Below are 23756 nucleotides of genomic sequence, written 5' to 3' on the forward strand. Positions count from 1 at the left end.
ACCATTAAATAAGGGTATTTTTATAATAGATAAAAAGATGCGGGGGGTACAAAGTTTGACTACTAGTACATCTGAGTTGTTTCAATATATTAATATGACAGAAGAACAGAAACAATTATCACAACGATATTTACAGACAAAAGAAGAAGAGATTTTAAAAAATATTCAACTAACGACAATTCGTGATCAAAAAAGAAGTGATTTTGCGGAGAGATTTATAAACGATTTTAGGAAAGTGCATAAACAAGATCCGGATTTTTTTCGATTATTTTACCATATACTCGAGGAGCAATTATTAAATGTTCTTGTAGTCCGTTTTGCGCATGTCAGTTTTTCTAAAATGAAGATTTATTTAGAAAAAAGTGCACTTCCTTTGGACAAACTTGTAGCAATCGCATGTAAATATTTATCCAGTATTTCAAGTTATGTAAATGAAGCAGATGTTTTTCTTAGAGAGTTAACAAAAGAGAGTCCGAACTATATAGAGGGACAATTACATACTTTACCAACTAATCAACAATTAACATTACTTCTCATAATGTTTGATGTAGATTATGAAAAGTTTCGTACATATAGTTCTTTATTGAATGAAAGGTTAGAAGAACATACAGAATTTATATTAAAACTGCTAGGGGAAAAGGAAAAGGTTGAAGCAGTTAAACGGTATTTAAAAGGTGAAGATGATAGTGAAGTATTTATAGGTGGGAATTTACCGGAACATATTTGGCGGCTATTATTTTGTGTTCATAAATATTCGGATGTTGCGAGGCGATATATTGAAATATTGGCGAAGAAAAATGTTTGGGGTTTTATAAACTATGCAACACGTTATATGTGTCACACTCTCGGTCAGTCTCAAAACTACAAAAAAACTGGTAGTGTAAATAGAGAAACATATGAAGAAATTCAAAGTTTTTGTACACAGTTTTGGATTTCTAAGGAAAGATTTTTTGCGCATCGTCTAAGGCAACATGATTTAAATAGTGAGGATTTTTGTAAGACGTATGAATATGAATTGCTATGCTTTATGTTGGAGGAAGATCCTGAATGTATTCAACATACTTTGCAATATGTAAGTAAAATGAATTATCTCATCATCGCACGAACGTTAGCTGAAAAAGGATATGAGCTAAATAGAGGGAAAATGCGAGAAGAATTTTTTGTTGCTGCTTTGCAAATAAAATTGTCTACAGTGCGGGATACATATCGTGATTATTTACAAGGGAAATTGTCACTTGAGGATATGAAGCAAATACTTAAAAATCCGAAATATAGGAGTATGTATTGGGGTATGCCGGTGTTAGAGGTTGCGCTTCTTTGGGATATAGATGATGTAGCGAAGAGGGAAGCTGTACTTACACTACAGTTTGGAGATGATGATAGTGTTAATTTATACGAACTTCTTTACGAATGTTCTGTCAGAGGAGTAGAACCGAAACAAGTATTAGAAGATCTGCTTTCGTATGGGTTAAGTAAGGAAAAGCTTATCGCTTATGCAGTTGAAGAAGCTGCATGCTACAGTGAAGAGAGAAATAAGGCGAAGGAAGCGCTTGTTTGTGTAATTGTAAAAGAACAAGCGTACATCATTGAAAGATTTGATGAGTATTCTGCTGTGGCAAAAGTATATATTTTAGAAGAGTTAGCAAAGGATAACATGATTAAAATGCGTCCAATTTTAATTAAAAGCTTAGGAGATTCATCTAAAAAAATGCGTGAGTCTGTAGTTAAACTGCTTTCAAAAGATGTGGAAGCTGCAGCAGATGTAGCAGTTGAACTTCATAATAAAAAGAAGATTGTTCGTGAAAATGTGATGAAAATACTAATAGAGTATAAGCTTGAAAAATATACGAAAATTGTACAGGAAGCTTTGCAAGAAAGTAAAAATGAATCTTTCGCAGGAAAATTCTCATTTTTATTCCAAACGGAGGAAGAAAAAATAGAAGAACTATGTGCACGTATTTTAACTGAACAAATAAGAAATTCACTTCTGCAATTGATTGGGGATGAGCCACAAATCCGTTTACGTGACTCTGATGAAATTGCTGATGCTGCAATTCCGTTAGCCTATTTACAACAGTATATTTCAGATGCTGTTATTGAGAAGAAAGGAACGGCAGAAGTAATTGGTAGAGCTTTAAATGAAGAGGACTTAAAAGAATGTGTGCAAACAATATATCAAATATGGATTTCTCAAGACGCAGATGTAAAGAAGCGTGGAATTCTTTCGTTATACGGAATGTATAGTGACGACAAAATGGTCGACATACTTATAAAGCAAATTGATGAATGGGTGCTTCAAATGAGAGGAAAGATAGCAGCGGATGCCGTTCGTGCTTTAGGTTTGTCTTCATCTAAGCTTGCACTTATGTCTATTCATGCAATAGCATTTAAATATAAACATAAGCAAGTACGTAATGCAGCAAAAGAAGCGCTAAGTCTTGCTGCGAAAACACGTGGTATAACAGAGGAAGAGCTGGAAGATCAATTGGTGCCGGACCTCGGCTTTACTATACAGGGTGAAAAGATAATTGATTTCGGGAATCGAAGTTTTACTGCCATTTTAACTACAGAGTCAAAAATTGAATTAGAGACAGAAGAAGGAAAACGTATGAAGTCACTTCCAAAGCCGAATGCAAAAGATGATGTAGAAAAGGCTGAAGAGGCTAAAAAAGAATTAGCCTCTTTAAAGAAGGAACTCCGAACTACTCTTTCAATGCAAAAACAACGATTAGAAGCGGCACTTTCGTTAAAGCGTTATTGGTCACATAATGCATGGAAATCTGTATTTATGGATAATCCAATTATGAAGCAATTTTCTATTTCACTCATTTGGGGTGAGTATAAGGAAGGGAAGTTGCTGAAGGCATTCCGTTATGCAGAAGGTGGCGTGTTCTGTACAATTGACGGGAAGAGTTATGAACTTTCATCTGGCACTGTTATTGGTTTCGTTCATCCGTTAGAATTGTCTGGGGCGGAGAAGGAATTATGGAAAGAGCAATTAGAAAGTGCGGGAATTGTTCAGCCGTTCCTACAAATTGAGCGTCCAGTGTTTGTAGTAGAAAAGAATGATAAGAGTGCTATTGAGAGATTTGGCGGTATTTTACTAAATGGTCGTTCGTTATTCGGTAAGATGACGAAGCTTGGATGGATCCGTGGGTCTGTTCAAGATGGCGGTGTATATTATACATTTTACAAAGAAGATACTCGTACCGGATTAGGCGTGCAATTGTCATTTAGCGGAGCTCCGATTGGTTATGAAGATGAAGAAGATGTATGTGTATTTGACATTCAATTTTATAAAGCAGGTACAGTGAAGCGTGGTTCATATGAATACGATGAGATTGATGATGAAAGACGCATTGTACCAAAAGAAGTAGATAAACGCTTCTTTAGTGAAATGTTATATGATGTCCAAGTAGCGACAGATTCAAATCTTGGGCATAATGAAAGTTGGCGTAGCGAACGATAAGAAAAACCCCCTTCATTGGTAGGAAAATGAAGGGGGTTTTTCAATGTCTTTAAAAGGTTCTTTCTCAAAAAGAAGCGAATAGTGTGAGAAAGGGGTGGTTATATGGAAGTCGTTATAAAGAAGAAACGAAAAAGGGGAAAAAGAATTTTTATTTGGGCTAGTAGTATCGTTCTTTTGTTAGTTATTTCCGCTGCGATTTTTTTGAACATATATACGCTGAAATCTATGCCAAAGATAGATGGAACGATAAAGCTAGAGGATTTACAACACGCTGTTACGGTGAAGCGGGATAGTAAAGGTGTCCCGCATATTAAATCGGAAAATGCACATGATTTATATTTTTCACAAGGATATGTACAAGCGCAAGATCGTTTGTTTCAAATGGACTTAAGTAGAAGACAAGCGTCTGGTATGTTAAGTGAAGTTGTTGGGGAAGCAGCTGTTGACCGAGATAAATTGTTTCGAACACTCGGTTTACGGCGAGCGGCCGAAGCTTCAGTTAGTCAATATAATGGAGAAGCGAAATATGCCCTGCAGTCATTTGCTGATGGGGTGAACGCTTTTATACGTGAGGCGAAAAAGGAAAAGAAATTACCAGTTGAGTTTACTATATTAGGTTATGAACCTGCTGAGTGGTCAATTGTTGATACTTTAACGATTGGGAAGTATATGGCGTTTGACTTAGGAGGACATTGGCACGGACAGGCATTTCGATATTGGGCGCTGAAAAATCTTCCGAAAGAGCAAGCGAATGAGCTATTTCCTGCATATCCGAAAGATGCTCCTAGATTGCTAGCTGAACTGAAAAATACAAATGTGGACGTAGCACAAAGTTTTTCAAAAACGATAATTCCGCCGGAGTTTAACGGTAGTAATAACTGGGTTGTGAGCGGTGAGAAGAGTGCGTCAGGTAAGCCAATTTTAGCAGATGATCCTCATTTATCTCTTGCGACGCCTTCTATTTGGTATCAAACGAGACTTGAAATGAAAGGTTTAAATGTGAGTGGCGTTATTTTCGCTGGAGTACCAGGTGTTATATTAGGACACAATGACAAAATAGCGTGGGGTGTTACGAATACAGGGCCTGATGTGCAAGATTTATATATTGAGAAGAGAAATCCTAATAATGAAAATGAATTTCTGTATAACGATAAATGGGAGAAAGCTACCGTTGTAGACGAGTCTATTAAAGTAAAAGGCGGGAAGACAATTCCTTATAACGTTACGATTACGAGGCATGGACCAGTAATTTCAGAGTTTGCGGATAAGGGGAAGGAGAAAACGAAAACAGTATTCTCTTTAAAGTGGACAGCTTTAGAACCGTCAGCTGAGTTAAAAGCTGTATTAAATATGAACAAAGCAAAAGACTGGAATGAGTTTGAAACCGCTCTTCAAGATTTTCATACACCAACCCAAAACTTTGTGTTTGCATCAAACGATGGCACAATTGCTTATAAAGCGAATGGAAACATACCAGTGCGTAAAAAAGGTGATGGTAGCTTACCTGTTCCAGGATGGACAGATGAATATGAATGGGAAGGGTATATCCCGTTTGATCAACTTCCAAAAGTAATTAATCCAAAACAAGGGTTTATTTCAACTGCGAATAATAAAATTGTTGATGATGATTATCCGTATCATATTAGCAATACGTGGGCGCAGCCATATAGGCAAATGCGTATTCAAGAATTTTTGCAAGAGAAGGAAAAGTATACGGTGAAAGATTTAGAAGAGTTACAGATGGATCAAAAGAATTTATATGGGAAAGAGTTTACTCCTATATTTTTAAAAGAGTTAAATAAAGCATCTTTAAATGAGGTAGAGAAAGAAGGCGTAGACCAATTAACAAAGTGGAATTTTTACGATAGTAAAGATGAAGCGGCACCATTAATATTCCATTTGTTAATGAAAGAGATTTCAAATACGTTATTTTCAAAAGAAATACCGAAAGATGTAATGGAGTTATTTGAAGGGAAGTCACAAGTTGTTGATGAATTGATTCGAAAAGAAGTAGCGGGAGAAAATAGCGTTTGGTTTACGAAGTACGGAGGTTTCACAAAAGTTGTGCATACATCGTACGAGAATGTAATGAAGAAATTGCAGAAGGAATATGGACCCGATATTGGAGAGTGGAAGTGGGGCGATTACCATCAACTCGCTTTTACACATCCAATTTCGAAATCATCGAGTATGTTAGCATTACTCGCTTTTAATCGTGAGAAACCAGTTCCGATTGGTGGGAGCCAAGTTACCGTGCAAGCAGCGAGTTACGGCGAAAACGGCATTGTAAATCACGGGGCGTCTTGGAGATTCATTATTGATACGAAAGATATGTCAAACGGTTATCATATCGTAGGGCCAGGACAGTCGGGCCATTTTAGAAGCGATTGGTATCATGATCAAATAGATGATTGGGTAAATGGCACGTATCATACGACTACATTGAATACGGAGGGGATAGAGGGGAAGGTGCTAAATTTAGAACCGAAGTGATAGGGTGTTTTTGTTTGTGGAGGGAACTAGTAATACTCTTTTTGATAATGAAAGCTTAGCATTTAGAACATAACCCAGTTCTTAAATAATTTTAACAGCCAGCCTACTATCATTTAATTTGATAGTAGGCTGTTTCCATCTTCGAAATACGCTGTAGCAACTTCTTCAGGATTACGATTATTTCCACATGCTGTAAGTGCTGTAACTATTAACATGATCATTCCAGTTTTGAGGGGAATTAGTTAACAAAGACTAGGTATTATTTGCAACAGAACTGTTCCTCTATCCCCCTTGTTTCATCATTTTTTTAGGCCAGCCAACTTGACAAATGTTTTTTTATCAAACTACAATGAAAATCATTATCAATAATATAGGGAGGATACTTTGGTCAATAAATGAAAAACAATATATTTATAGGTTAATAATCAGATCTTGTTAAGTTGTATGTACTATTTTTAGTTTAGCGTTTCCCAGAATGTACACCAATTAATCTCGCGAATTACAAGAAAACTATTATTGAAATGAGGCGTGTATTGTGAAGTTAGACGTGAATGAGTTAGCAGAGTATCTTGCCAATACTCCTTTCCGAGTAGAAGGAGTATATCGTTATGCTAAAAATCCAGGTGTGCCTTTTGCTGAGTCTACAGATTCTTTCCCAGGATTTGTATTTCCAATTACAGGGAAGACGCAATTTCAATTTAATGGTACGCCGTATACTCTTTCCCCAGGAAAAGTTATACATGGGGGTGCAAAAATGACATTAGCCCATAAAATGCTTGGTGAAATAAACTGGGAATATATTCTTGTTTTATATCGGATAAGCAATTCAGAACGAGAAGACTCTGGCTTTACTCATCAGCATTTTGAATTATTAACAGGACAATCTCCTCGTCTTGTCGAATTACTTATGCGTCTTTGGGATGTATATAATCAGCGTGGAGGCATTTCGATGTTTCAGACCGAAATGCTGTTTCGCGAAGCGTTGAATGAAGCTTTATTAAGTGTTTTCAATAGAGAAAGCAATTATGAGTCGCATACTTTATTTGAACGAATATCTAGTTACGTTCGTAAATACTATTATAAAGATATTACAATTCATACACTTACAGAACAAAATAATGTTAATCGAAATCGTCTTTCTTACGTGTTTAGAAAGCATGCAGGTATGGGGGCAGCAGAATATTTATTGAACTATCGTATAAAGATGGCTCAAAAAATGTTATGTACAAGTGATGTGCCTGTACAACAAATTGCGCAGGCTGTTGGAATCGCAGACCCTTTTTATTTTAGTAGAGTTTTCAAGAAGCGAGTTGGCATTTCGCCTACTAAATATCGCGAGAAGTTCATCAATAATCCATACTAATGTCAACAGGGGTCCATTCTTATTTGAAAATCACTGTTCTATACTTATGGAGAGTTAAAGGAAACATTGGATTGAAAGTACTTTCATTGAAATCACTCCTTTGTACTATCTGAATGAAAAGTTCTGGCCGGAGCATTTTCTTTTTAAGCGTAATAACGACTTTTTTACTTATATTACTGTAATATAGTGGAATTTGAAAGTGAGGAGGGATTATTATCCATTACCAACCTATTAAACTAAATGACGAGTTATCTAAAATTAACGATTATTGGTATCCACAAGTGATTGGTGAAATGAATGACGATCAAATTCAGCTTTTTAAAGCTAATGGAGATTTTATATGGCATGAGCATCCTAATACAGATAAGCTATTTATTGTGCTTGAAGGGGAGATGTTCATCGATTTTCGTGATGGACAGGTGAAAATTTCTAAAGGCGAGATGTTTATTGTCCCGAGAGGCGTTGAGCATAAACCTTTCACTGAAAAGGAATCCCATATCATGTTGGTAGAGCCTAAAAGGGAAATGGATTGATAATTGTAAAAAGATAAAAAAGGAGCGGAAATCCGTTCCTTTTTTATTTATCTTACTATTTTTAGGAGCTTAGTATGAGTAAGATGTGAATAAAGGATGAATAGCATTTTTATCAATAAAAATTTATTGGATTTTTTGTGGAATATATATGAAACGTTGTATAAAATAATCAAGAAAGCCAAAAATTATAGGGGGAAAGTTGTGAAGAAAAATAAGAGTTTAATAAGTTTTTTAGGAGTGTTTCTTATGTTGTTTTCTTTTTGTTTTCAAGGAAATGTACAGGCAGATGTAAATACTGTTCAATCTGGAAAAATCAAATCAGGAAACGTAACAGTATGGGAAGTTGGAAATGTAGCGAAAGTGTTAGCTGATGTAGAGCGTTTAAATTTAAATACAGTAAATGTACCGATTCAAGTAGATATCCCAAATGTGACTTCTACGAACATGGTAATTAATCAAGCGCAAAAGCAACAAGCTATTATTTTAATTCAAGAATTATTAAAGCGTAATATTCAAGTTATAGTGGAACCGTTCCCGTATATTCAGCAGGGGAATGTTGGAGAGACAGAATGGAACCCAAGTAACATTAATGATTTCTTCTGGAATTGGAAGACGGTTATTCTGCAAGATATTTTTAATTCCATTACAAGTAAATACAATGTGTATGGACTAAAGATTGCTTCTAATTTCGTGAATATGGAGTATGCAGAAGGATACTGGAGCGATACAATTGATTTTGTTCGTAATCAGTATAAAGGAAATGTTTTGTATCAAATGAACTGGTGGTTAACAGCAAGCTGGGACCCTTCTTATGAAGCGAAGTTTAAAGAGAAAATCAATCGCCCGTATTTAAAAAAGGTGGATATTGTTAGCATAGACAGTTGGTTTGAAGTTTCAGGAAAAAGAAATCCAACATATGAAGAAGTGAAGCAAAGTTTATTTGCGACAACAGTATATAATCGTGGGCAAAATGTTGTTCAGCAATTGGAACAATTACATAATGCAACAGGAAAGCCAGTTTACTTCGGTGGATTTAACGTTCCAGCACGTGAACTTGGATTACAAAATCCATGGAATCCAGATGTTTCAAATGTGTTTTCGAAGGATGTGCAATTAAATGGATGGAGTGCTTACCGCGATGTATTAGAACCGAAACCATATTTTAAAGGTTTTTCAATTTGGTTTATTGGCTCTAATGATAGTACACATGCGTATCAAATACATAGTAAAGAAGCAGCGGCAGTTATTAACGGGTGGTACAGAAAATAAATTTTATAAAATAGGTAAGTTTTAAAGTTTACTACATATATTTCTAGTGAAAGGCCTTTCACCATCTTATCACCTAGGGGGCAATCATAATGAAATTTTTGTCTTACCTTACAGTAATTTTGGTGATTCTTGGCGGTTTGAATTGGTTATTTGTAGCGTTAGATTACAATGTAGTTGAGAAATGGTTTGGTTCTATGCCGGCGCTTGTGGACACTATTTATTGGCTCATTGGTCTCTCTGCTATTTATCAAATTTTTGATCGGTTCTTTACGAACGATTAGCTATTATTCTTTCATTATTAGAGTGTTAAGTACGATTATGTACTTAACACTTTTTTATATGTCCATAAAAAAGTCTGCACTTGCAAGCGATTCCATCGCGTCTTGCGCCCTAATAATAGAAAACAAATTGACCACATATTATATTTTAGGTTATAATTCAGAAAGTTTAAAAAATAATCCGATGAGAAATAGGGAGGTTATGAGGGTAATGGAGAGAGTCTATAATTTTTCAGCAGGACCATCAATACTCCCTTTGCCAGTTTTAGAGAAAGTGCAAAAGGAGCTATTAAATTATAACGGGACAGGCATGTCTATTATGGAAATGAGTCATCGATCTTCTTATTTTCAAAGTATTATAGAGGAAGCGAGTAACTTACTTCGTGAATTAATGAGCATCCCTGATGAGTATGAAGTTTTATTTTTACAAGGCGGTGCGTCATTACAATTCTCTATGATACCGTTGAACTTAATGAATACGTATAAAAAAGCTGGATACGTACTAACTGGCTCATGGTCTAAAAAGGCATTGCAAGAAGCCGAAAAAGTTGGGGAAGTACAAGTGATTGCTTCTTCCGAGCAAGAGAAGTTTACTACGATTCCTAAACTGGACGGTTTATTAAGTGATGAAAAACTAGATTATGTACATATTACAACGAATAATACAATTGAGGGGACAAAATATGTGGACATTCCACATGTAGAAAAAGTGCCGCTCGTTGCGGATATGTCCTCAAATATTTTATCAGAGCGATATGATGTTTCGAAGTTTGGTCTTATATATGCGGGGGCGCAAAAGAATTTAGGACCTGCGGGCTTAACGATTGCTATTATAAAAAGAGATTTAATTGGGGAAGCAGATCGCTCTTGTCCAACAATGTTAAATTATGAAACTTACAGTAAAAATAACTCCTTATATAATACACCGCCGTCCTTTAGTATTTACGTAACGAAACTTGTACTAGAGTGGTTGAAAGAGCAAGGCGGAGTATCTGCGATTGAAGAACAAAATAGAATGAAATCTTCACTTCTTTATAATTTCTTAGATGAATCAAAATTGTTTACTTCACCAGTTGATCCTACGTATCGATCACTTATGAACATTCCGTTTACAACACCGTCAGAAGAGCTGAACAGTGAGTTTTTACAAAAAGCGAAAGAACAAGGACTTGTTACGTTAAAAGGGCATCGATCAGTCGGTGGTATGCGCGCTAGTATTTACAATGCGATGCCAGTACAAGGCGTACAGCAATTAGTAAATTATATGAAGGAATTTGAGCTTGAGAATAGATAGGGAGATGGGGATATGTTTCGTGTTCAAACGTTAAATCAAATTGCAGAAAAAGGTTTGCAAGTTTTTACTGAAGAACGTTATGAAGTAGGAGATAGAATCAATCATCCAGATGGAATTTTGCTTCGTAGCTACTCTTTACATCAAGAAGAGTTTTCAAAAGACTTAAAGGCGATTGCAAGAGCTGGCGCTGGTGTAAATAATATTCCTGTCGAGCGATGTACAGAAAAAGGAATTGTAGTATTTAACACGCCGGGAGCAAATGCAAACGCTGTAAAGGAACTCATTATTGCCAGTCTTATTATGTCTTCACGTAACATTATTAATGGTGTAAGTTGGACGAAAAACTTAGAGGGTGAAGAAGTACCACAGCTTGTTGAATCAGGAAAAAAACAATTTGTTGGATCAGAAATTGCAGGGAAACGTCTAGGTGTTATCGGACTTGGCGCAATCGGTGCTTTAGTTGCGAACGATGCGTTAGCGTTAGGGATGGATGTTATCGGATATGACCCTTACATTTCAGTTGAAACAGCTTGGCGTCTTTCTACACATGTGCAAAGAGCATTTAGCCTTGATGAAATTTTTGCAACGTGTGATTATATTACACTGCATATTCCTCTTACGAATCAAACGAAGGGGATTATTGGGGAACACGCTGTAGAGAAGATGAAAAGAGGGATGCGTCTATTTAATTTCTCTAGAGGAGAACTTGTAGATGAAAAGGTTCTTCAAAAAGCATTAGAAGAAGATATTATTACAAATTACGTAACGGACTTCCCGAATGAAAATGTAATAAAGATGAAAAATGTAACAGCGACGCCTCACCTTGGTGCATCTACGTCTGAATCAGAAGAAAATTGTGCAGTAATGGCAGCACGTCAATTACGTGAATATTTAGAGACAGGAAATATTCGTAATTCAGTAAATTATCCAAACGTAGAATTGCCGTATATCGGAAAGAAACGAATTACAATTATGCATCAAAATGTCCCGAATATGGTAGGGCAAATTACAGGATGCTTAGCGGAACATCATATTAATATTGCCGATATGATTAATCGTAGTAAACATTCTTGGGCATACACAATGATTGATATCGATAACGGAATTGATGATATAATAAAAGAGAATATTGTAGAAAATATAAGCAAAATTACAGGTGTTGTAGCCGTTCGAATGATTGTGTAAAGGAGAGAGGAATGTGGCAAAAATACGACCGTTTCGGGCCATTCGTCCAGTAGAGGAAAAAGCGGCACAAGTGGCAGCTTTACCGTATGACGTATTAAATAGTGAAGAGGCAAGGGAAGTTGTAAAAGGGAATCCATATTCTTTCTTGCATGTTGATAAAGCAGAAATTGATTTAGATCCTGAACTGTCACCGTACGATGATCGCGTGTATGAAAAAGCGGGAGACAATTTAAAGCAATTTATACGAGAAGAAGTGTTCATACAAGATGAAGAGCCAGCGCTATATATTTATGAACTGACGATGCAAGGAAGAACGCAGTCAGGCCTTGTCGTTTGTACATCTATTGATGAGTATGAAGATGATACAATTAAAAAACATGAAAGAACACGTCATGAAAAAGAGCTAGATCGTATTCGCCACGTAGATGTGTGTGACGCAAATACAGGTCCGATTTTTTTAACGTACCGTACAAAAGATGAAGTAAAGCATTTAATTAGAAGCTGGAAAGAAGAGCATGCGCCAATTTATACATTTACAGCAGAAGACGGTGTTAAGCATGTTGCGTGGAAGATTGCAGATGAAGATGTAATTACGACTTTAGTAAACGCATTTGAAGATATTCCTAATCTTTATATTGCAGATGGGCATCACCGTTCTGCATCAGCTGCAAAAGTAGGACTTATGCGAAGAGAACAATATCCAAATTACACAGGAGAAGAGGAATTTAATTTCTTCTTATCGGTTCTATTCCCTCATGATGAATTATCGATTTGGGACTATAACCGAGTTGTGAAAGATTTAAATGGCTTATCAGAGGAACAGTTTTTAAATCAAATTACGCAGTACTTTTATGTAGAAGGAGCACCTGTTTCTCCGTATAAACCAAATGAGCCCAAATCATTTGGTATGTATGTAAATGAGAAGTGGTATAAGCTCACAGTGAAAGAGGAAACGTTTGATGCGAATGATCTTGTTAGAGGTTTAGATGTATCTATTCTGCAAGACCATTTATTAAGCCAAGTGCTTGAAATACATGATCCGCGTTCTGATTCACGCATTGATTTTGTTGGCGGAATACGGGGGCTAGAAGAACTAGAACGACTTGTGAACAGCGGCGAATACAAAGCAGCATTCGCATTATATCCGACATCTATGGAAGATTTATTAGCAATCGCAGATGCCGGTGAAGTCATGCCGCCGAAATCAACGTGGTTTGAACCGAAACTGCGTAGTGGGTTGTTTGTCCATTCTTTAAAGTAAATATTGACTTCTATAGTTTTGAAAAACCGAAATGATTTGAGTTTCGGTTTTTCTTATTTTACAAGTGTTTTTGAGGAGGGGGATCGATGAAATTGCAAGTAGGCGAAAAAATTACCTTTGAAAGAACTTTTACGAGAGAGGATGTTGTTTTATTTACAGAAGTATCTAAAGATGAGCAGGGGAGATTCGCTGTACAAGGCCTATTAACATCAACACTACCTACAAAAATTGGCGGAGATTATAACGTACTAGCTCGTCAACAAAAAGGACATTCCGAGTATTACAAGAAATGTCCTTTCCACTAAATTATAAGGTATTTCGCTAAAATTCAAACTCTAAAATTAGTTTACTAGTTTGACCTGTAAACTGATAATGATAGGATCCTCTCAGGTTTTCTAAGTTACCGGTAGCTTTAATAATTGTTCCTGGGGAATCTAAATTTCCTTTATCAAATATTCCTTGCTCTATAGCTGTAAATGTCCCTTGTTGCCCCTTATAAATTCCTTCGAAGTGTAAAAAACCAGAAATTTTAGCAGTAGCCAAGTGACCATCATTTATATTTGAGTCCAAATAATATAATAAGTATTCAACAAAAGCTTTTCCTTGTAATTCCCCATCGATATCATATTCAACATGAGCAATATTAATAGGAAAATCTTTTCTAGTATCATCAATTGGTTTTTCATCCCATTTACTTACTGTAAATGTTACTTCCATACACGTAAATCCCCCTTTATCATTAGATAAGTAATCTCCATATCATTTAAAAAGTACCAATTCACTGTCATATCTCATAGGAGTGTTTTTATTTATTTGAGTCCTGTCATATTGCTATCAAGCTCATCAAAATAAAATACACCCTAAAATGAAAAAAATTATAAAACTTATGGCTAAACTTATTTAAAGTTTTCCTTTATTCCACACCACTCTCCAAAATAGAGAAAGATCCATTCTCACAATCAATTTCTGCCATTGCACCGTAAGGTAAAATAAACTTCGGTTCAGTATGGCCAAAATTTAAATTATAAAGAATTGGCAAATCTTCTAAGTTATGTTCCTTCATAACCTGCAATATTTCCTGTTTATATTCTTCATAGTATTGTTCATCTTTCGGTTTACCAAAAATGATTCCTTTTGCTTTTTGCAGAATACCTTGTGCTGCATAATTTCGTAACCAATATTTTATATAACTTGGTTCTGGATGATCTTCAGAAGTTTCAAAGAAGAGAATACTATTCTCCCAATGTTTTTTCTCAGGCCAAAGTTCCGTTCCTTTTGCAAATTCCAATACTTCAATACAACCACCAATTAAGCGCCCCTGTACAGTGGTAGAGCCTTGAAGTACCTCATATCCATTGTTTTGCTGCATCGTACGTCTTGTATCCTTATTTATTTCAATCCATTCTAAATGCTCACTTGTCCATTCATGAGCTGGTTGAATCTCGCCAATCGTTTCATTTGAAAAGAGGGTACGATTTACCATTTCAATTGTGTATGGATCCATTTCTACATTTTCGGCAAAATCGGTCAGAATTGCTGGACCGTATAAAGAGGAAAGCCCTGCTTTATGACAAAATAAATGTGTAATAGTAACGTCAGAGTACCCCATAAAAATTTTCGGGTTTTCGCGTATCACATTAAAATCTATATGAGGAAGTAAGCGAATGCTATCTTCACCGCCAATATTAGCAATAATTGCTTTCACGCGCGTATCTTTAAATGCTGTCATTAAATCTTCCGCACGAGCCTCTGGATTGTTATAAATGAATTCGCAACCTTTTAAACTATTTGGCATGGGAACAACCGTAAGACCGAAAACTTCTTCTAACCTCTTTACCCCTTGATCATATCGCCATCTTATTTCAGGATCACCTGCTCCTCCCCATGAAGGACTTACTGTTGCTACAATATCTCCTGCTTGTAACCTCTTTGGTTTTATTAACATGTTAACCCCGCTCCTACATAATGTAATAGACTACGATTATACAAAATGTATCATTGAAAAAATATGATGCATGACATTAGTTTCTTCATCGTCAATTCTTTACCTGCTGGGATTTAAGAATTCAATCTTAGTGTTGAATTGTATTTGAAAATTACAGTATGCAACATTGTATGAGAAAGAAAGTTGCTATTTTCTGCAATCTGTAACTGTAATGATTATAAGTTAATCGTATTCAATCCGAAAAATAAAATCATCATGAATGGAGAGGTTACAGCTTTTCCTGAACAAGAAAGCTAGCGCCTTTAGGCATGGGAGAGGTAAGGGAAGTTGGATACGGAGTGTCACTAAAAATCGCAACGTTCGTGGTACTTTAAGTGTCCGAAGTATAGATAATTTCTTCGTTTTTTTGTTGGGATTTTTAGGGGATTATTCTTTGAGTAGTAGATAGAGAGGTGAAAAAATACACCTAATTAATAGGTGTATTTTTTAGACTTGAAAACCACATATGTATTGGAGATTTCTCTGGGGTACAGCGTATCATTACAGAAATCATGCGTATACATAATAGGTGCTATATTGAATGGTTTCCAAATATATATGGAAATTGAAAACTAAATAAATCTCAATATTGGTAACTTAAATACCTGTACTATATTAAGAATTAGTAGGAGCACCGCCAGTATGGCCATGAGCTTCAAATTTTGGAGCCGGGAAATGTGTATGTCCTTCTTGTTTAGGAGCCCCACCAGTGTCACCGATGTTTAAAGCAGGAGCGCTGCCAGTACCACGTGAATCTAATTTCGAGCTTAAATCAGCATGTGTCTCTTGTTTCGGAGCAGGGAAATGTTCGAGCCCCTCAAGTTTCGGAGTCGGCGTATCACCAACATTTAAAGCAGGAGCGCCAGTATTACCATGCGCTTCTAACGTAGGAGCAAAGAAGTCAGTATTACTCTCTTTTTTAGGAGCCATTCCTTCTCCATGAGTATTTGTATAAGCAGGAGCCCCGCCGTGGTCCCCATGGCTTTCTAATTTCGGAGCAAAAGTTTCACCGTGCTCAGCTTTTACAACGCCGCCATCCCCAATATTTACACCAAAAAGACCAAAGCTAAACACTGATAACCCTACAACAGCTGTACTAATTTTTCTTTTCAATCTATATCTCTCCTTTTGTTATGTTTTTTCATTTTGTCTAAACGTGGTAGATAAAATGAAATGAATCGTAAAAAATTACCAATTATATTACGATATACGAATAATTCTGTGTAATATTTTGTAAAACCTCCTTGGAATTTGAATTTTATGAAAATAAAATTCGACACGGTTCAGTTTTCAACTAGTTGAATAGAATTTGATTGAGTTTTTATAAAGCTATTGGTTAACCTTAGGATCAAAAGTAGTTCTTAATTTCTTTATAACGTGCCCATAAGGTTATTTTAGCTTTGAATTAACTATTATAATTCGAGAATTTATTCCTCTTGCTGTATATTTAAAAATTACAGTATGCAACATTGCATAAGAAAGAGGGTTGCTATTTTCTACAACCTGTAACTATAATAGTTACAGATTGGTCGTATCCAATCAAAAATAAAATCATCATGAATGGAGATGTTTCATAATGGGTATGAAAAAATTAATTTTAGCAGGTGCTTTAGGAATCGCAGCATTATCAGGAACAAATTTACCAGGACTAGAAGTAACAAAAGCGAGTGCAGCTTCTATTGAATCGAATTTCTCGACGTTAGAAGGACGAGTAGTAGAAGTAGATAACGGTGTAATTGTCGTAAAATCTAAGCAATACGAAGAACCTGTTAGTGTATACATGGATACTTTCTCAAATGTGAAAGTAGGAGATGAGGTTAAAGCTACTGGATCTATGATGCGTAATTTTACAGAATATATGGTTGCAACTGCAATTGAAAATACAACAAACAAGTTTGGCATGCACATGAAAGAAGATGGCTCACCTGATTATGTAATTGGGGAAGTATCAAAAGTTGGAACAGACGGTGCTACTAAATATGTCGTAGTGGGGTATCCATCGTTAAACGGGAAGAAAGATATTATTGATGTTTTCTTAACAAAGGGACAAGTATTTAATGTGGGTGAGAAAGTGAAAATTGATATGAATTATGTGGGCTGGGGTGGAAGTTCTATTAACTGGAACACAACGGATCATATCGAAAAGGTTTATGAGGTAAAGAACAACGCTGTGAATAATGATGATGTTTGGATTTGGTCTTAATTAGACTTCTGTAAATAATAAATGTATCATGTAGTACTCAGCAAATGGTCATGTGTATGACCATTTGCTGAGTACTTTTTTCTTTTTTTTATATTTGGGGCTAAGGTACATCATTGTATCTATAATAATTTTTAAAATCCCGGTACACAGTTGAATCGAATAAATCTATACAGACAAGTGTTTTCAAGTAATGCTTATGCATTGATTTTATTCAAAACTGCTACTCTATTCGTCGTAAATAATAGATAATTTTGTTTTACTGTTTTGATTAAGATTCGATCTGTTGTAGCATATGCTGTTCCGACTCGGATTACGTTTTCTTCTTCTACACCAGCATAAGTTTCATCTTCTGTAACTTCAATAATATCACTTAATGGAATTTGAACCTTAGCTAGTTGCCATGAAATAATTAATTCTTCATCTGTTTTTTTGACATCGATACCTAGCATGTTATCAAAACCTTTCTCTATTAAAATGCCACTATTAATTTAATTATACAGATTTAAGGGTTTTATTTCTATTGTGAAATTTGATTTTTCACAAGGTATCGTACTACGAACAAATAAAGGTATCCACTGACAACTGTGATTTTTCTGCAATGAAGATGGTCTTTTTTATGTTGTGAATTTTTGAGAATAAGGGATTCCTGACTAGAATATGATGTTTAAATCGGAGCGGATTTAAAAAATACAATAATGAAAGAGGTGTTTACATATGGAGCGAAATGAGAATTATTTACGAGCTAAAAAAAGGGTGGAGAATTTAAAAGCGTTTTACATTCATTTAACGGTCTATATATTAGTGAACTTAATGCTTTTTTTTATAAATATAAGTTCTGATTCAAGTAAATTATGGTTTTTATATCCACTTGGAGGTTGGGGGATTGGTATCGTTATACACGGTTTAACAACTTTTCCATTTGGGATATTCGGAAAAGAGTGGGAAGAACGAAAGATTAAAGAGTATATGGAGAAAGATAAGTGAATTTATTTTTGGAATGTATGAATATAAATCTCTACAATCAAATGCTTGATGCGAAGCCTATTCTATAGCTTCGCCTATTTGTTTTGTATTCGAAGTTTGCGCGAGTGAGAGTGTTCCTATTCACTTTTCAGCGTAAATTGCAAATGAAATCAAAACTTTACTTGTAGTACATAATAAATAAAGTTGTTACCCTTTTAAAATTACATGTGGATATAGGATAAAGTTGATTTATCATCCTATATTAAAATAAAAACAAACCACTGTTCGATTTGAATATTCCACGATATAATAGTGAGAGTTTATGGCAGAATAAATATTTACATAAGAAGTGAGGTACTGTATGAAAAAAAGAACGACAGACATTATTTTTATTATTATCGGTGCATTTCTTTTTGCGTTAGGTGTCAATTTATTTGTTATTCCGAACGAGTTTGGTGAGGGCGGGGTAACAGGTATCACGATTATTACGTACTATTTATTTGAGTGGTCACCAGGTTTAGTTAACTTAATTTTAAATGCGATTTTGTTAATAGTCGGTTATAAATTTTTAAATAAGATTACAACGATTTATACGATTATCGCTGTAGTGACTAACTCGCTATTTCTTCATTTAACAGAAGGCTGGACGATTGCTTCTGATGAAATGCTCGTAAATGCCATTTTCGGTGGAATATTTATCGGGTGTGGTATTGGTCTTATCATTCGCGTTGGTGGAACAACTGCAGGTACTACGATTTTAGCAAGAATGACGCATAAGTATTTAGGCTGGAGTATTAGCTATGGTCTACTGTTCTTCGATTTAATCGTTGCGTTTTCATCTTATTTCATCATTGGTGCAGAAAAACTGATGCTGACAATTATTATGTTATATGTAGGAACGAAAGTAATGGAATTTGTAATTGAAGGCTTAAATCCGAAAAAGGCCATTACAATTATTTCTGATAAACCAGATGAAATTGCCGGGAAGGTAACTTCTTTAATGGGTAGAGGGGTTACTGTGTATTCAGGTCATGGTTATTACACGAAAACGCCGAAGGACATTCTTTATGTTGTTATTAATAAGCAAGAAGTAGTGAAGCTAAAGCGGATTGTTCAAACTACAGATCCGGCTGCCTTCATCGCTATACACGATGTTCGTGATGTGTTCGGAGAAGGATTTGTTGATATTTCGAAGGCTTAAAAATTGTTTTTGATTAAAATAATCTTAATACTAAAACGTGAGAATCTATTTTGAATAATCTTTTTTCAAAATAGATTCTTTTTCTTTTTCTTGCAAAAAATCCAATTGTTTCTTAATGTAGTGATGTAGAAGGATGAACGAGAGAGGGTTTAATGAAGATGATACATATTTTATTAGCTGATGACGATAAACATATAAGAGAGTTATTGCATTATCATTTACAAAAAGAGGGGTTTAAAGTTTTTGAGGCGGAAGATGGAAAGGTAGCGCAAGACGTATTAGAGAAGGAAAATATTCATCTTGCGATTGTAGACATTATGATGCCTTTTGTTGATGGTTATACGTTATGTGAAGAAATTCGGAAGTATCATGATATTCCTGTTATTTTATTAACTGCGAAAGACCAGTTAGTGGATAAAGAAAAAGGATTCATTTCTGGTACAGATGATTATATCGTAAAACCATTTGAACCAGCTGAAGTGATTTTCCGTATGAAAGCTTTATTACGCCGTTATCAAATGCTGAGCGCTGACATAATTACACTCCATGGAACGACAATTGATCGTAAAGGTGTTGAAGTAAAGTGTAACGGCCAGACGATTTTACTTCCTTTAAAGGAATTTGAATTATTATCACAATTAGCTAGTTATCCTGGGAGAACATTTTCAAGAGAAGAATTAATTGAATTAGTATGGGGAATGGATTTTGAAGGAGATGAACGAACAGTTGATGTTCATGTGAAAAGGCTCCGAGATCGTTTCTCAAAACGAACGGATGATTTTCAAATTACAACGGTGCGCGGCCTCGGGTATAAGTTGGAGTTGAAATAAGATGAAATCACTATATTCTAGATTTGTATTTATGACGGTCGGCATTATGCTACTTAGTAGTATTATCGGCTTTTTATTAACGAACGTATATTATCAAGTGAAGTTAAAACCGTATAATAGTGAAAAGATTTTAAAGTATGCGGAAGAAGTTAAATCGTTATATGAAAAGCAAAGTGAAGAAAATCAAGAGACGTATTTGCATTCTATTGCAAAGTTAGGGTATGAAATTTATATTGTCGATGATCAAAAGAATGGAAAGCGTATCGGTAATGCGTTTCGTAAGACGTCTATTAGCGATGCTACTGTTCATAAAGTATTGCAAGGAGAAACGTTTAATGGTGTTTCTACGTATCCAACGCGTCTTTTTATTACAGGATTTTTCGATAATGAATTAATAAATAGTGTTGGTGTACCGGTAAAGCACGGTGATAAACAGTACGCGTTATTTATTCGCCCCGACATTCAGAACCAATTTGGCGAAATGCGAATTTTCTTAGCGGTATTACTTGGGTTTATCGTACTATTAAGCATTATCTTTATAGCGATTGCAGCAGGTTATATCGTTCGCCCAATCCGTAAATTTACGAAGGCTACGCAAAAAATTGCGAGTGGGGAATATAAAATTGAATTAGACGTAAAACGAAAAGATGAAATAGGAACGTTATCTACAAGCTTCCAAAAGATGACGAAAAGTATTAAAGAACTAGATGAAATGAGACAAGAATTCGTTTCGAACGTTTCACATGAATTTCAATCACCACTTTCTTCCATACAAGGTTTTTCAAAAACGTTGCAAACAGAAAAGATGAGTGAGGAAGAAAGAAATCATTACTTACAAATTATTGAAGGTGAAAGTAAGCGAATGTCTAGTTTATGTAAACAGTTACTTACGCTCGCTTCATTAGATAAGGAGGAAAAGGTTTTACAAATAAAAGACTTTTCCTTACAAAAACAAATAAAAGACGCCATTTTTATGCTTGAATGGAAATGGCGGGAAAAAGATATCGCCGTTGAATTTGATGTGCCGGACATTACAATTCAAGGTGATGAAAACTTACTTCATCAAGTATGGAGTAACATTTTCACGAATAGCATTAAGTTTTCAAACGATGGTGGAACGATTGAGTTTTTCGTGGAAGAGTTAGAGTCTAGCGTTATAATTTCTATATCAGACAACGGAATCGGTATGGAAAAAGAAGAAATGGATCGTATTTTTGATCGTTTTTATAAGGTGGATACAGCGAGAGCAAGAAACGTAGAAGGTAGCGGTTTAGGGTTATCAATCGTGCAGAAGATTGTTGAACTGCATAAAGGGACCGTTTCGGTATATAGCACGAAAGGGGAAGGGACGACTGTTCGGGTTGAACTTCCTAAATAGATGAAAGAGGCTGTTTGGGAACAGCCTCTTCTTTTTTTGTCGCTAGTATACGTGTAAAATGAAAAAATATGAGTCATTTTAATTGCATAATCGGATGAGTTTATGGAGTGGGATTAGGAGGAAGTTTATTTAAAAATGTAGAATCTCTACAGAGTTAGAGGAAGTGTATTAAAACTTGAACTGTGTAGGGAGGAAATTACTTTGAAACGAATTGACTTGTTATTAAATAAACTAGATTCAACATTCGATAAAGAGAGTTGGTATGCACCGTTTAAACATGCTATAGAAGGACTTACAGCTGAACAGGCTATGTGGAAACCAGCTGGAGAGACAACGAATACCATTTGGGAGAATGTTAATCATCTCACTTATTACAAAGAAAGACTTGCTGCAAACTTGGAAGGACGTGAATGGACACATAATCTTGACGGTAATGACACCTTTTATCTGACTAAGCAATCTAATAATGATACGGAATGGAAGGAAGTCGTTGAACGCTCTGAAAATGCTCAGCGTAATTTAAGACAGGTATTAAGTGCAATTTCTGAAAGAGAGCTTGAACAAAATTCACTTGAAGGTAAATTACTGGACATCATGCTTCATGATGCTTATCATACAGGCCAAATTATTCAATTAAGGAAAATGCAGGGGGCATGGCCATCAAAGCGTTAACTGCCGTTTTGGTGCTTTTGTTGAATAAAATTTAGATATTCAAACGACTTTATTATTATATTTTTAACCCCGTCCCAAATTTAGAACGGGGTTATGTTTGCTGGCTATAAAGCAGCACCTTTCCTGCGCTCCTCCTTAAACTGCACCCCAAAAGTATCCGCTGTAATCTCATCAGCTTTCGGCAATGCTCGTAATTTCGGATGAAGTAGCCATACGAGAGAAATAAATAAAATCCCGATGCTAGCGAGCGCGAAAATGAGTTGGCTACTAAATACATTTGCAGTGTATCCGCCAATTAAAGAACCGATCGGCATAGCAATTGTGCTCATACTTCGCATGACTGAATTGATGCGGCCAATATATTGATTTGGAATTACAATTTGGCTAATTGTCGCAAATAATATGTTGGTTGCACCAATTGGAATCCAAGCTAGGCCGAATAAGAGAATAGATAGCCATTGAAACGGTACGATTGTAGAGAGAAACCAAAAGGTAGCGCCAGTCGCAAAGCCAATAATAGAGACACGGCCAACATTACGTTTACCAACCCATGAACTGAATAATGCACCGATGAGACTACCTGCTGATATAGCAGCTAAGAAGAAGCCATATGATTTCACGCCCCCTAAAGAATCAGCGAAAGAAGGGAGTATGGCCATCGTCATACCAATTGAAAAATTAGCGACAACGGAACCGATTAAGAATACGCCCATTAAGGAACGGAAGACAATTGAAAAACCTTCTTTTAAATCAGAGAAATATTGTTTAGTTGAAAGTGATGTGCCCGTTTCGGTTTGCTTTGGCATTTTTAATGAAAAGAACAAAAGGGCAGTAATCGCGAATGTGAAAGAGTCAATTACATATAAAGTGATCGCGCCAAATAGTGCTACTAATATTCCAGAAAGCGTCGTACAAATTAAATCAATGCCTTGATACGCAAATGAGAAGAGAGAGTTTCCTTTTAATAATTGTGTTTTATGCAGTAGAAGTGGTAAAGCTTTTGATTGTGCGGGATAGGCGAATTGTTCGATAAAGGCTACGATGGGCATGATGATGAGTAGTAGTTGGACTGTTAGTAGGTCGAAGTAGTGTGTAATAGGAATGATTAATATAAGAATGCATTGCAGTACTTGTGTGATGACGAGGGTGTTTTTAATTGGCCATCTATCAACGAATGGACCGGTAAGAAATTGTAATGCAGAAGGTAGTAACGTAAGGAAACCAGCCAATCCAGAATAAAAAGGATTACCACTTAGCTTATATACGAGCCACATTGCTGCTACGTAATATAAGCTATCTCCTATGTTGGTGAAAATTCTTCCTAAAAATAATAAGAGGAAATTCCGGTTTTTTAATATGTCCATTTAATCTACTCCTTTA

General features: G+C 35.6%; 20 protein-coding genes and 1 pseudogene. 16 read left to right on the forward strand and 5 right to left on the reverse strand.

Annotation, left to right across the window (positions count from 1 at the left end; genetic code table 11):
- Positions 1-55: 55 nt before the first annotated feature.
- The 10 genes and pseudogenes from IQ781_RS27090 to IQ781_RS27135 all read left to right on the forward strand — a co-directional run.
- Entirely contained in the window at positions 56-3469 is a 3414-nt protein-coding gene (locus IQ781_RS27090) for a DUF4132 domain-containing protein (RefSeq protein ID WP_139847130.1), read from the forward strand.
- A 102-nt stretch (positions 3470-3571) separates the two neighbouring features.
- Complete coding sequence (locus IQ781_RS27095; RefSeq protein ID WP_074047355.1) at positions 3572-5962, forward strand: penicillin acylase family protein; 2391 nt, start codon at positions 3572-3574, stop codon at positions 5960-5962.
- Positions 5963-6497: 535 nt separating this feature from the next.
- Positions 6498-7325 carry a helix-turn-helix transcriptional regulator gene (locus tag IQ781_RS27100; protein WP_000762815.1) on the forward strand — a complete coding sequence of 276 codons (828 nt, stop codon included), beginning with the start codon at positions 6498-6500 and terminating at the stop codon, positions 7323-7325.
- A gap of 293 nt (positions 7326-7618) precedes the next feature.
- On the forward strand, positions 7619-7858 hold the full coding sequence (locus tag IQ781_RS27105; protein WP_000997182.1) for a cupin domain-containing protein: 240 nt from the start codon (positions 7619-7621) through the stop codon (positions 7856-7858).
- Between the two features lie 201 nt (positions 7859-8059).
- On the forward strand, positions 8060-9127 hold the full coding sequence (locus IQ781_RS27110; protein WP_000739790.1) for a glycoside hydrolase family 113: 1068 nt from the start codon (positions 8060-8062) through the stop codon (positions 9125-9127).
- A gap of 89 nt (positions 9128-9216) precedes the next feature.
- Positions 9217-9408, forward strand: a complete 192-nt coding sequence (locus IQ781_RS27115) for a DUF378 domain-containing protein (protein WP_000670804.1) — start codon at positions 9217-9219, stop codon at positions 9406-9408.
- 208 nt (positions 9409-9616) lie between these two features.
- The gene (gene serC, locus IQ781_RS27120; protein WP_139847129.1) at positions 9617-10699 is read left to right on the forward strand and encodes a 3-phosphoserine/phosphohydroxythreonine transaminase; all 1083 of its coding nucleotides are present in this window, start codon (positions 9617-9619) and stop codon (positions 10697-10699) included.
- 12 nt (positions 10700-10711) lie between these two features.
- The gene (locus IQ781_RS27125; protein WP_139847128.1) at positions 10712-11884 is read left to right on the forward strand and encodes a 3-phosphoglycerate dehydrogenase family protein; all 1173 of its coding nucleotides are present in this window, start codon (positions 10712-10714) and stop codon (positions 11882-11884) included.
- Between the two features lie 13 nt (positions 11885-11897).
- Positions 11898-13145 (forward strand): DUF1015 domain-containing protein, encoded by a 1248-nt coding sequence (locus IQ781_RS27130; protein WP_001063074.1) that lies wholly within the window; start codon positions 11898-11900, stop codon positions 13143-13145.
- 86 nt (positions 13146-13231) lie between these two features.
- Positions 13232-13405 (forward strand): annotated as a pseudogene (locus tag IQ781_RS27135) (hotdog family protein); the annotation flags it as partial.
- 61 nt (positions 13406-13466) lie between these two features.
- Here IQ781_RS27135 and IQ781_RS27140 read toward each other — a convergent pair.
- The 3 genes from IQ781_RS27140 to IQ781_RS27150 form a co-directional block, all read right to left on the reverse strand.
- Complete coding sequence (locus tag IQ781_RS27140) at positions 13467-13862, reverse strand: DUF3224 domain-containing protein (RefSeq protein ID WP_063220626.1); 396 nt, start codon at positions 13860-13862, stop codon at positions 13467-13469.
- Between the two features lie 196 nt (positions 13863-14058).
- Positions 14059-15090, reverse strand: a complete 1032-nt coding sequence (locus IQ781_RS27145; protein WP_063220627.1) for a S66 family peptidase — start codon at positions 15088-15090, stop codon at positions 14059-14061.
- A gap of 654 nt (positions 15091-15744) precedes the next feature.
- Positions 15745-16242 carry a hypothetical protein gene (locus tag IQ781_RS27150; RefSeq protein ID WP_063220628.1) on the reverse strand — a complete coding sequence of 166 codons (498 nt, stop codon included), beginning with the start codon at positions 16240-16242 and terminating at the stop codon, positions 15745-15747.
- Positions 16243-16705: 463 nt separating this feature from the next.
- Here IQ781_RS27150 and IQ781_RS27155 point away from each other — a divergent pair, with 463 nt between their 5' ends.
- Complete coding sequence (locus IQ781_RS27155; RefSeq protein ID WP_063220629.1) at positions 16706-17332, forward strand: ATP F0F1 synthase subunit alpha; 627 nt, start codon at positions 16706-16708, stop codon at positions 17330-17332.
- Between the two features lie 194 nt (positions 17333-17526).
- Here the strand turns inward: IQ781_RS27155 and IQ781_RS27160 are convergent, their stop codons facing one another.
- Positions 17527-17781, reverse strand: a complete 255-nt coding sequence (locus IQ781_RS27160; protein WP_063220630.1) for a SunI/YnzG family protein — start codon at positions 17779-17781, stop codon at positions 17527-17529.
- A gap of 265 nt (positions 17782-18046) precedes the next feature.
- Between IQ781_RS27160 and IQ781_RS27165 the strand changes: the two genes are divergently transcribed.
- The 5 genes from IQ781_RS27165 to IQ781_RS27185 all read left to right on the forward strand — a co-directional run bounded on the left by IQ781_RS27165 (position 18047) and on the right by IQ781_RS27185 (position 22376).
- The gene (locus tag IQ781_RS27165) at positions 18047-18316 is read left to right on the forward strand and encodes a 2TM domain-containing protein (RefSeq protein ID WP_000440733.1); all 270 of its coding nucleotides are present in this window, start codon (positions 18047-18049) and stop codon (positions 18314-18316) included.
- Positions 18317-18656: 340 nt separating this feature from the next.
- On the forward strand, positions 18657-19496 hold the full coding sequence (locus tag IQ781_RS27170; protein ID WP_000747495.1) for a YitT family protein: 840 nt from the start codon (positions 18657-18659) through the stop codon (positions 19494-19496).
- Positions 19497-19648: 152 nt separating this feature from the next.
- Complete coding sequence (locus IQ781_RS27175; protein WP_000781961.1) at positions 19649-20326, forward strand: response regulator transcription factor; 678 nt, start codon at positions 19649-19651, stop codon at positions 20324-20326.
- Between the two features lies 1 nt (position 20327).
- A complete protein-coding gene (locus IQ781_RS27180; protein WP_000839517.1) occupies positions 20328-21704 on the forward strand; it encodes a sensor histidine kinase in 1377 nt (458 codons plus the stop codon).
- A 201-nt stretch (positions 21705-21905) separates the two neighbouring features.
- Positions 21906-22376, forward strand: a complete 471-nt coding sequence (locus IQ781_RS27185; protein ID WP_000820996.1) for a DinB family protein — start codon at positions 21906-21908, stop codon at positions 22374-22376.
- A gap of 104 nt (positions 22377-22480) precedes the next feature.
- Here the strand turns inward: IQ781_RS27185 and IQ781_RS27190 are convergent, their stop codons facing one another.
- Positions 22481-23740, reverse strand: coding sequence for an MFS transporter (locus tag IQ781_RS27190; RefSeq protein ID WP_139847127.1), 1260 nt, complete (start codon positions 23738-23740; stop codon positions 22481-22483).
- Positions 23741-23756: the final 16 nt, after the last annotated feature.

Origin of the sequence: Bacillus sp. N447-1 (genome assembly GCF_022701035.1) — a bacterium.
Taxonomy (GTDB): Bacteria; Bacillota; Bacilli; order Bacillales; family Bacillaceae_G; genus Bacillus_A; species Bacillus_A cereus.

What these genes read in the sequence shown, in the direction of transcription:
- IQ781_RS27095 (WP_074047355.1), top strand. Translation starts at nt 3,572, where the DNA reads ATGGAAGTCGTTATAAAGAAGAAACGAAAAAGGGGAAAAAGAATTTTT.
- IQ781_RS27105 (WP_000997182.1), top strand. Translation starts at nt 7,619, where the DNA reads ATGAATGACGATCAAATTCAGCTTTTTAAAGCTAATGGAGATTTTATA.
- IQ781_RS27115 (WP_000670804.1), top strand. Translation starts at nt 9,217, where the DNA reads ATGAAATTTTTGTCTTACCTTACAGTAATTTTGGTGATTCTTGGCGGT.
- serC (WP_139847129.1), top strand. Translation starts at nt 9,617, where the DNA reads ATGGAGAGAGTCTATAATTTTTCAGCAGGACCATCAATACTCCCTTTG.
- IQ781_RS27125 (WP_139847128.1), top strand. Translation starts at nt 10,712, where the DNA reads ATGTTTCGTGTTCAAACGTTAAATCAAATTGCAGAAAAAGGTTTGCAA.
- IQ781_RS27140 (WP_063220626.1), bottom strand. Translation starts at nt 13,862, where the DNA reads ATGGAAGTAACATTTACAGTAAGTAAATGGGATGAAAAACCAATTGAT.
- IQ781_RS27145 (WP_063220627.1), bottom strand. Translation starts at nt 15,090, where the DNA reads ATGTTAATAAAACCAAAGAGGTTACAAGCAGGAGATATTGTAGCAACA.
- IQ781_RS27155 (WP_063220629.1), top strand. Translation starts at nt 16,706, where the DNA reads ATGGGTATGAAAAAATTAATTTTAGCAGGTGCTTTAGGAATCGCAGCA.
- IQ781_RS27160 (WP_063220630.1), bottom strand. Translation starts at nt 17,781, where the DNA reads ATGCTAGGTATCGATGTCAAAAAAACAGATGAAGAATTAATTATTTCA.
- IQ781_RS27165 (WP_000440733.1), top strand. Translation starts at nt 18,047, where the DNA reads ATGGAGCGAAATGAGAATTATTTACGAGCTAAAAAAAGGGTGGAGAAT.
- IQ781_RS27170 (WP_000747495.1), top strand. Translation starts at nt 18,657, where the DNA reads ATGAAAAAAAGAACGACAGACATTATTTTTATTATTATCGGTGCATTT.
- IQ781_RS27175 (WP_000781961.1), top strand. Translation starts at nt 19,649, where the DNA reads ATGAAGATGATACATATTTTATTAGCTGATGACGATAAACATATAAGA.
- IQ781_RS27180 (WP_000839517.1), top strand. Translation starts at nt 20,328, where the DNA reads ATGAAATCACTATATTCTAGATTTGTATTTATGACGGTCGGCATTATG.
- IQ781_RS27190 (WP_139847127.1), bottom strand. Translation starts at nt 23,740, where the DNA reads ATGGACATATTAAAAAACCGGAATTTCCTCTTATTATTTTTAGGAAGA.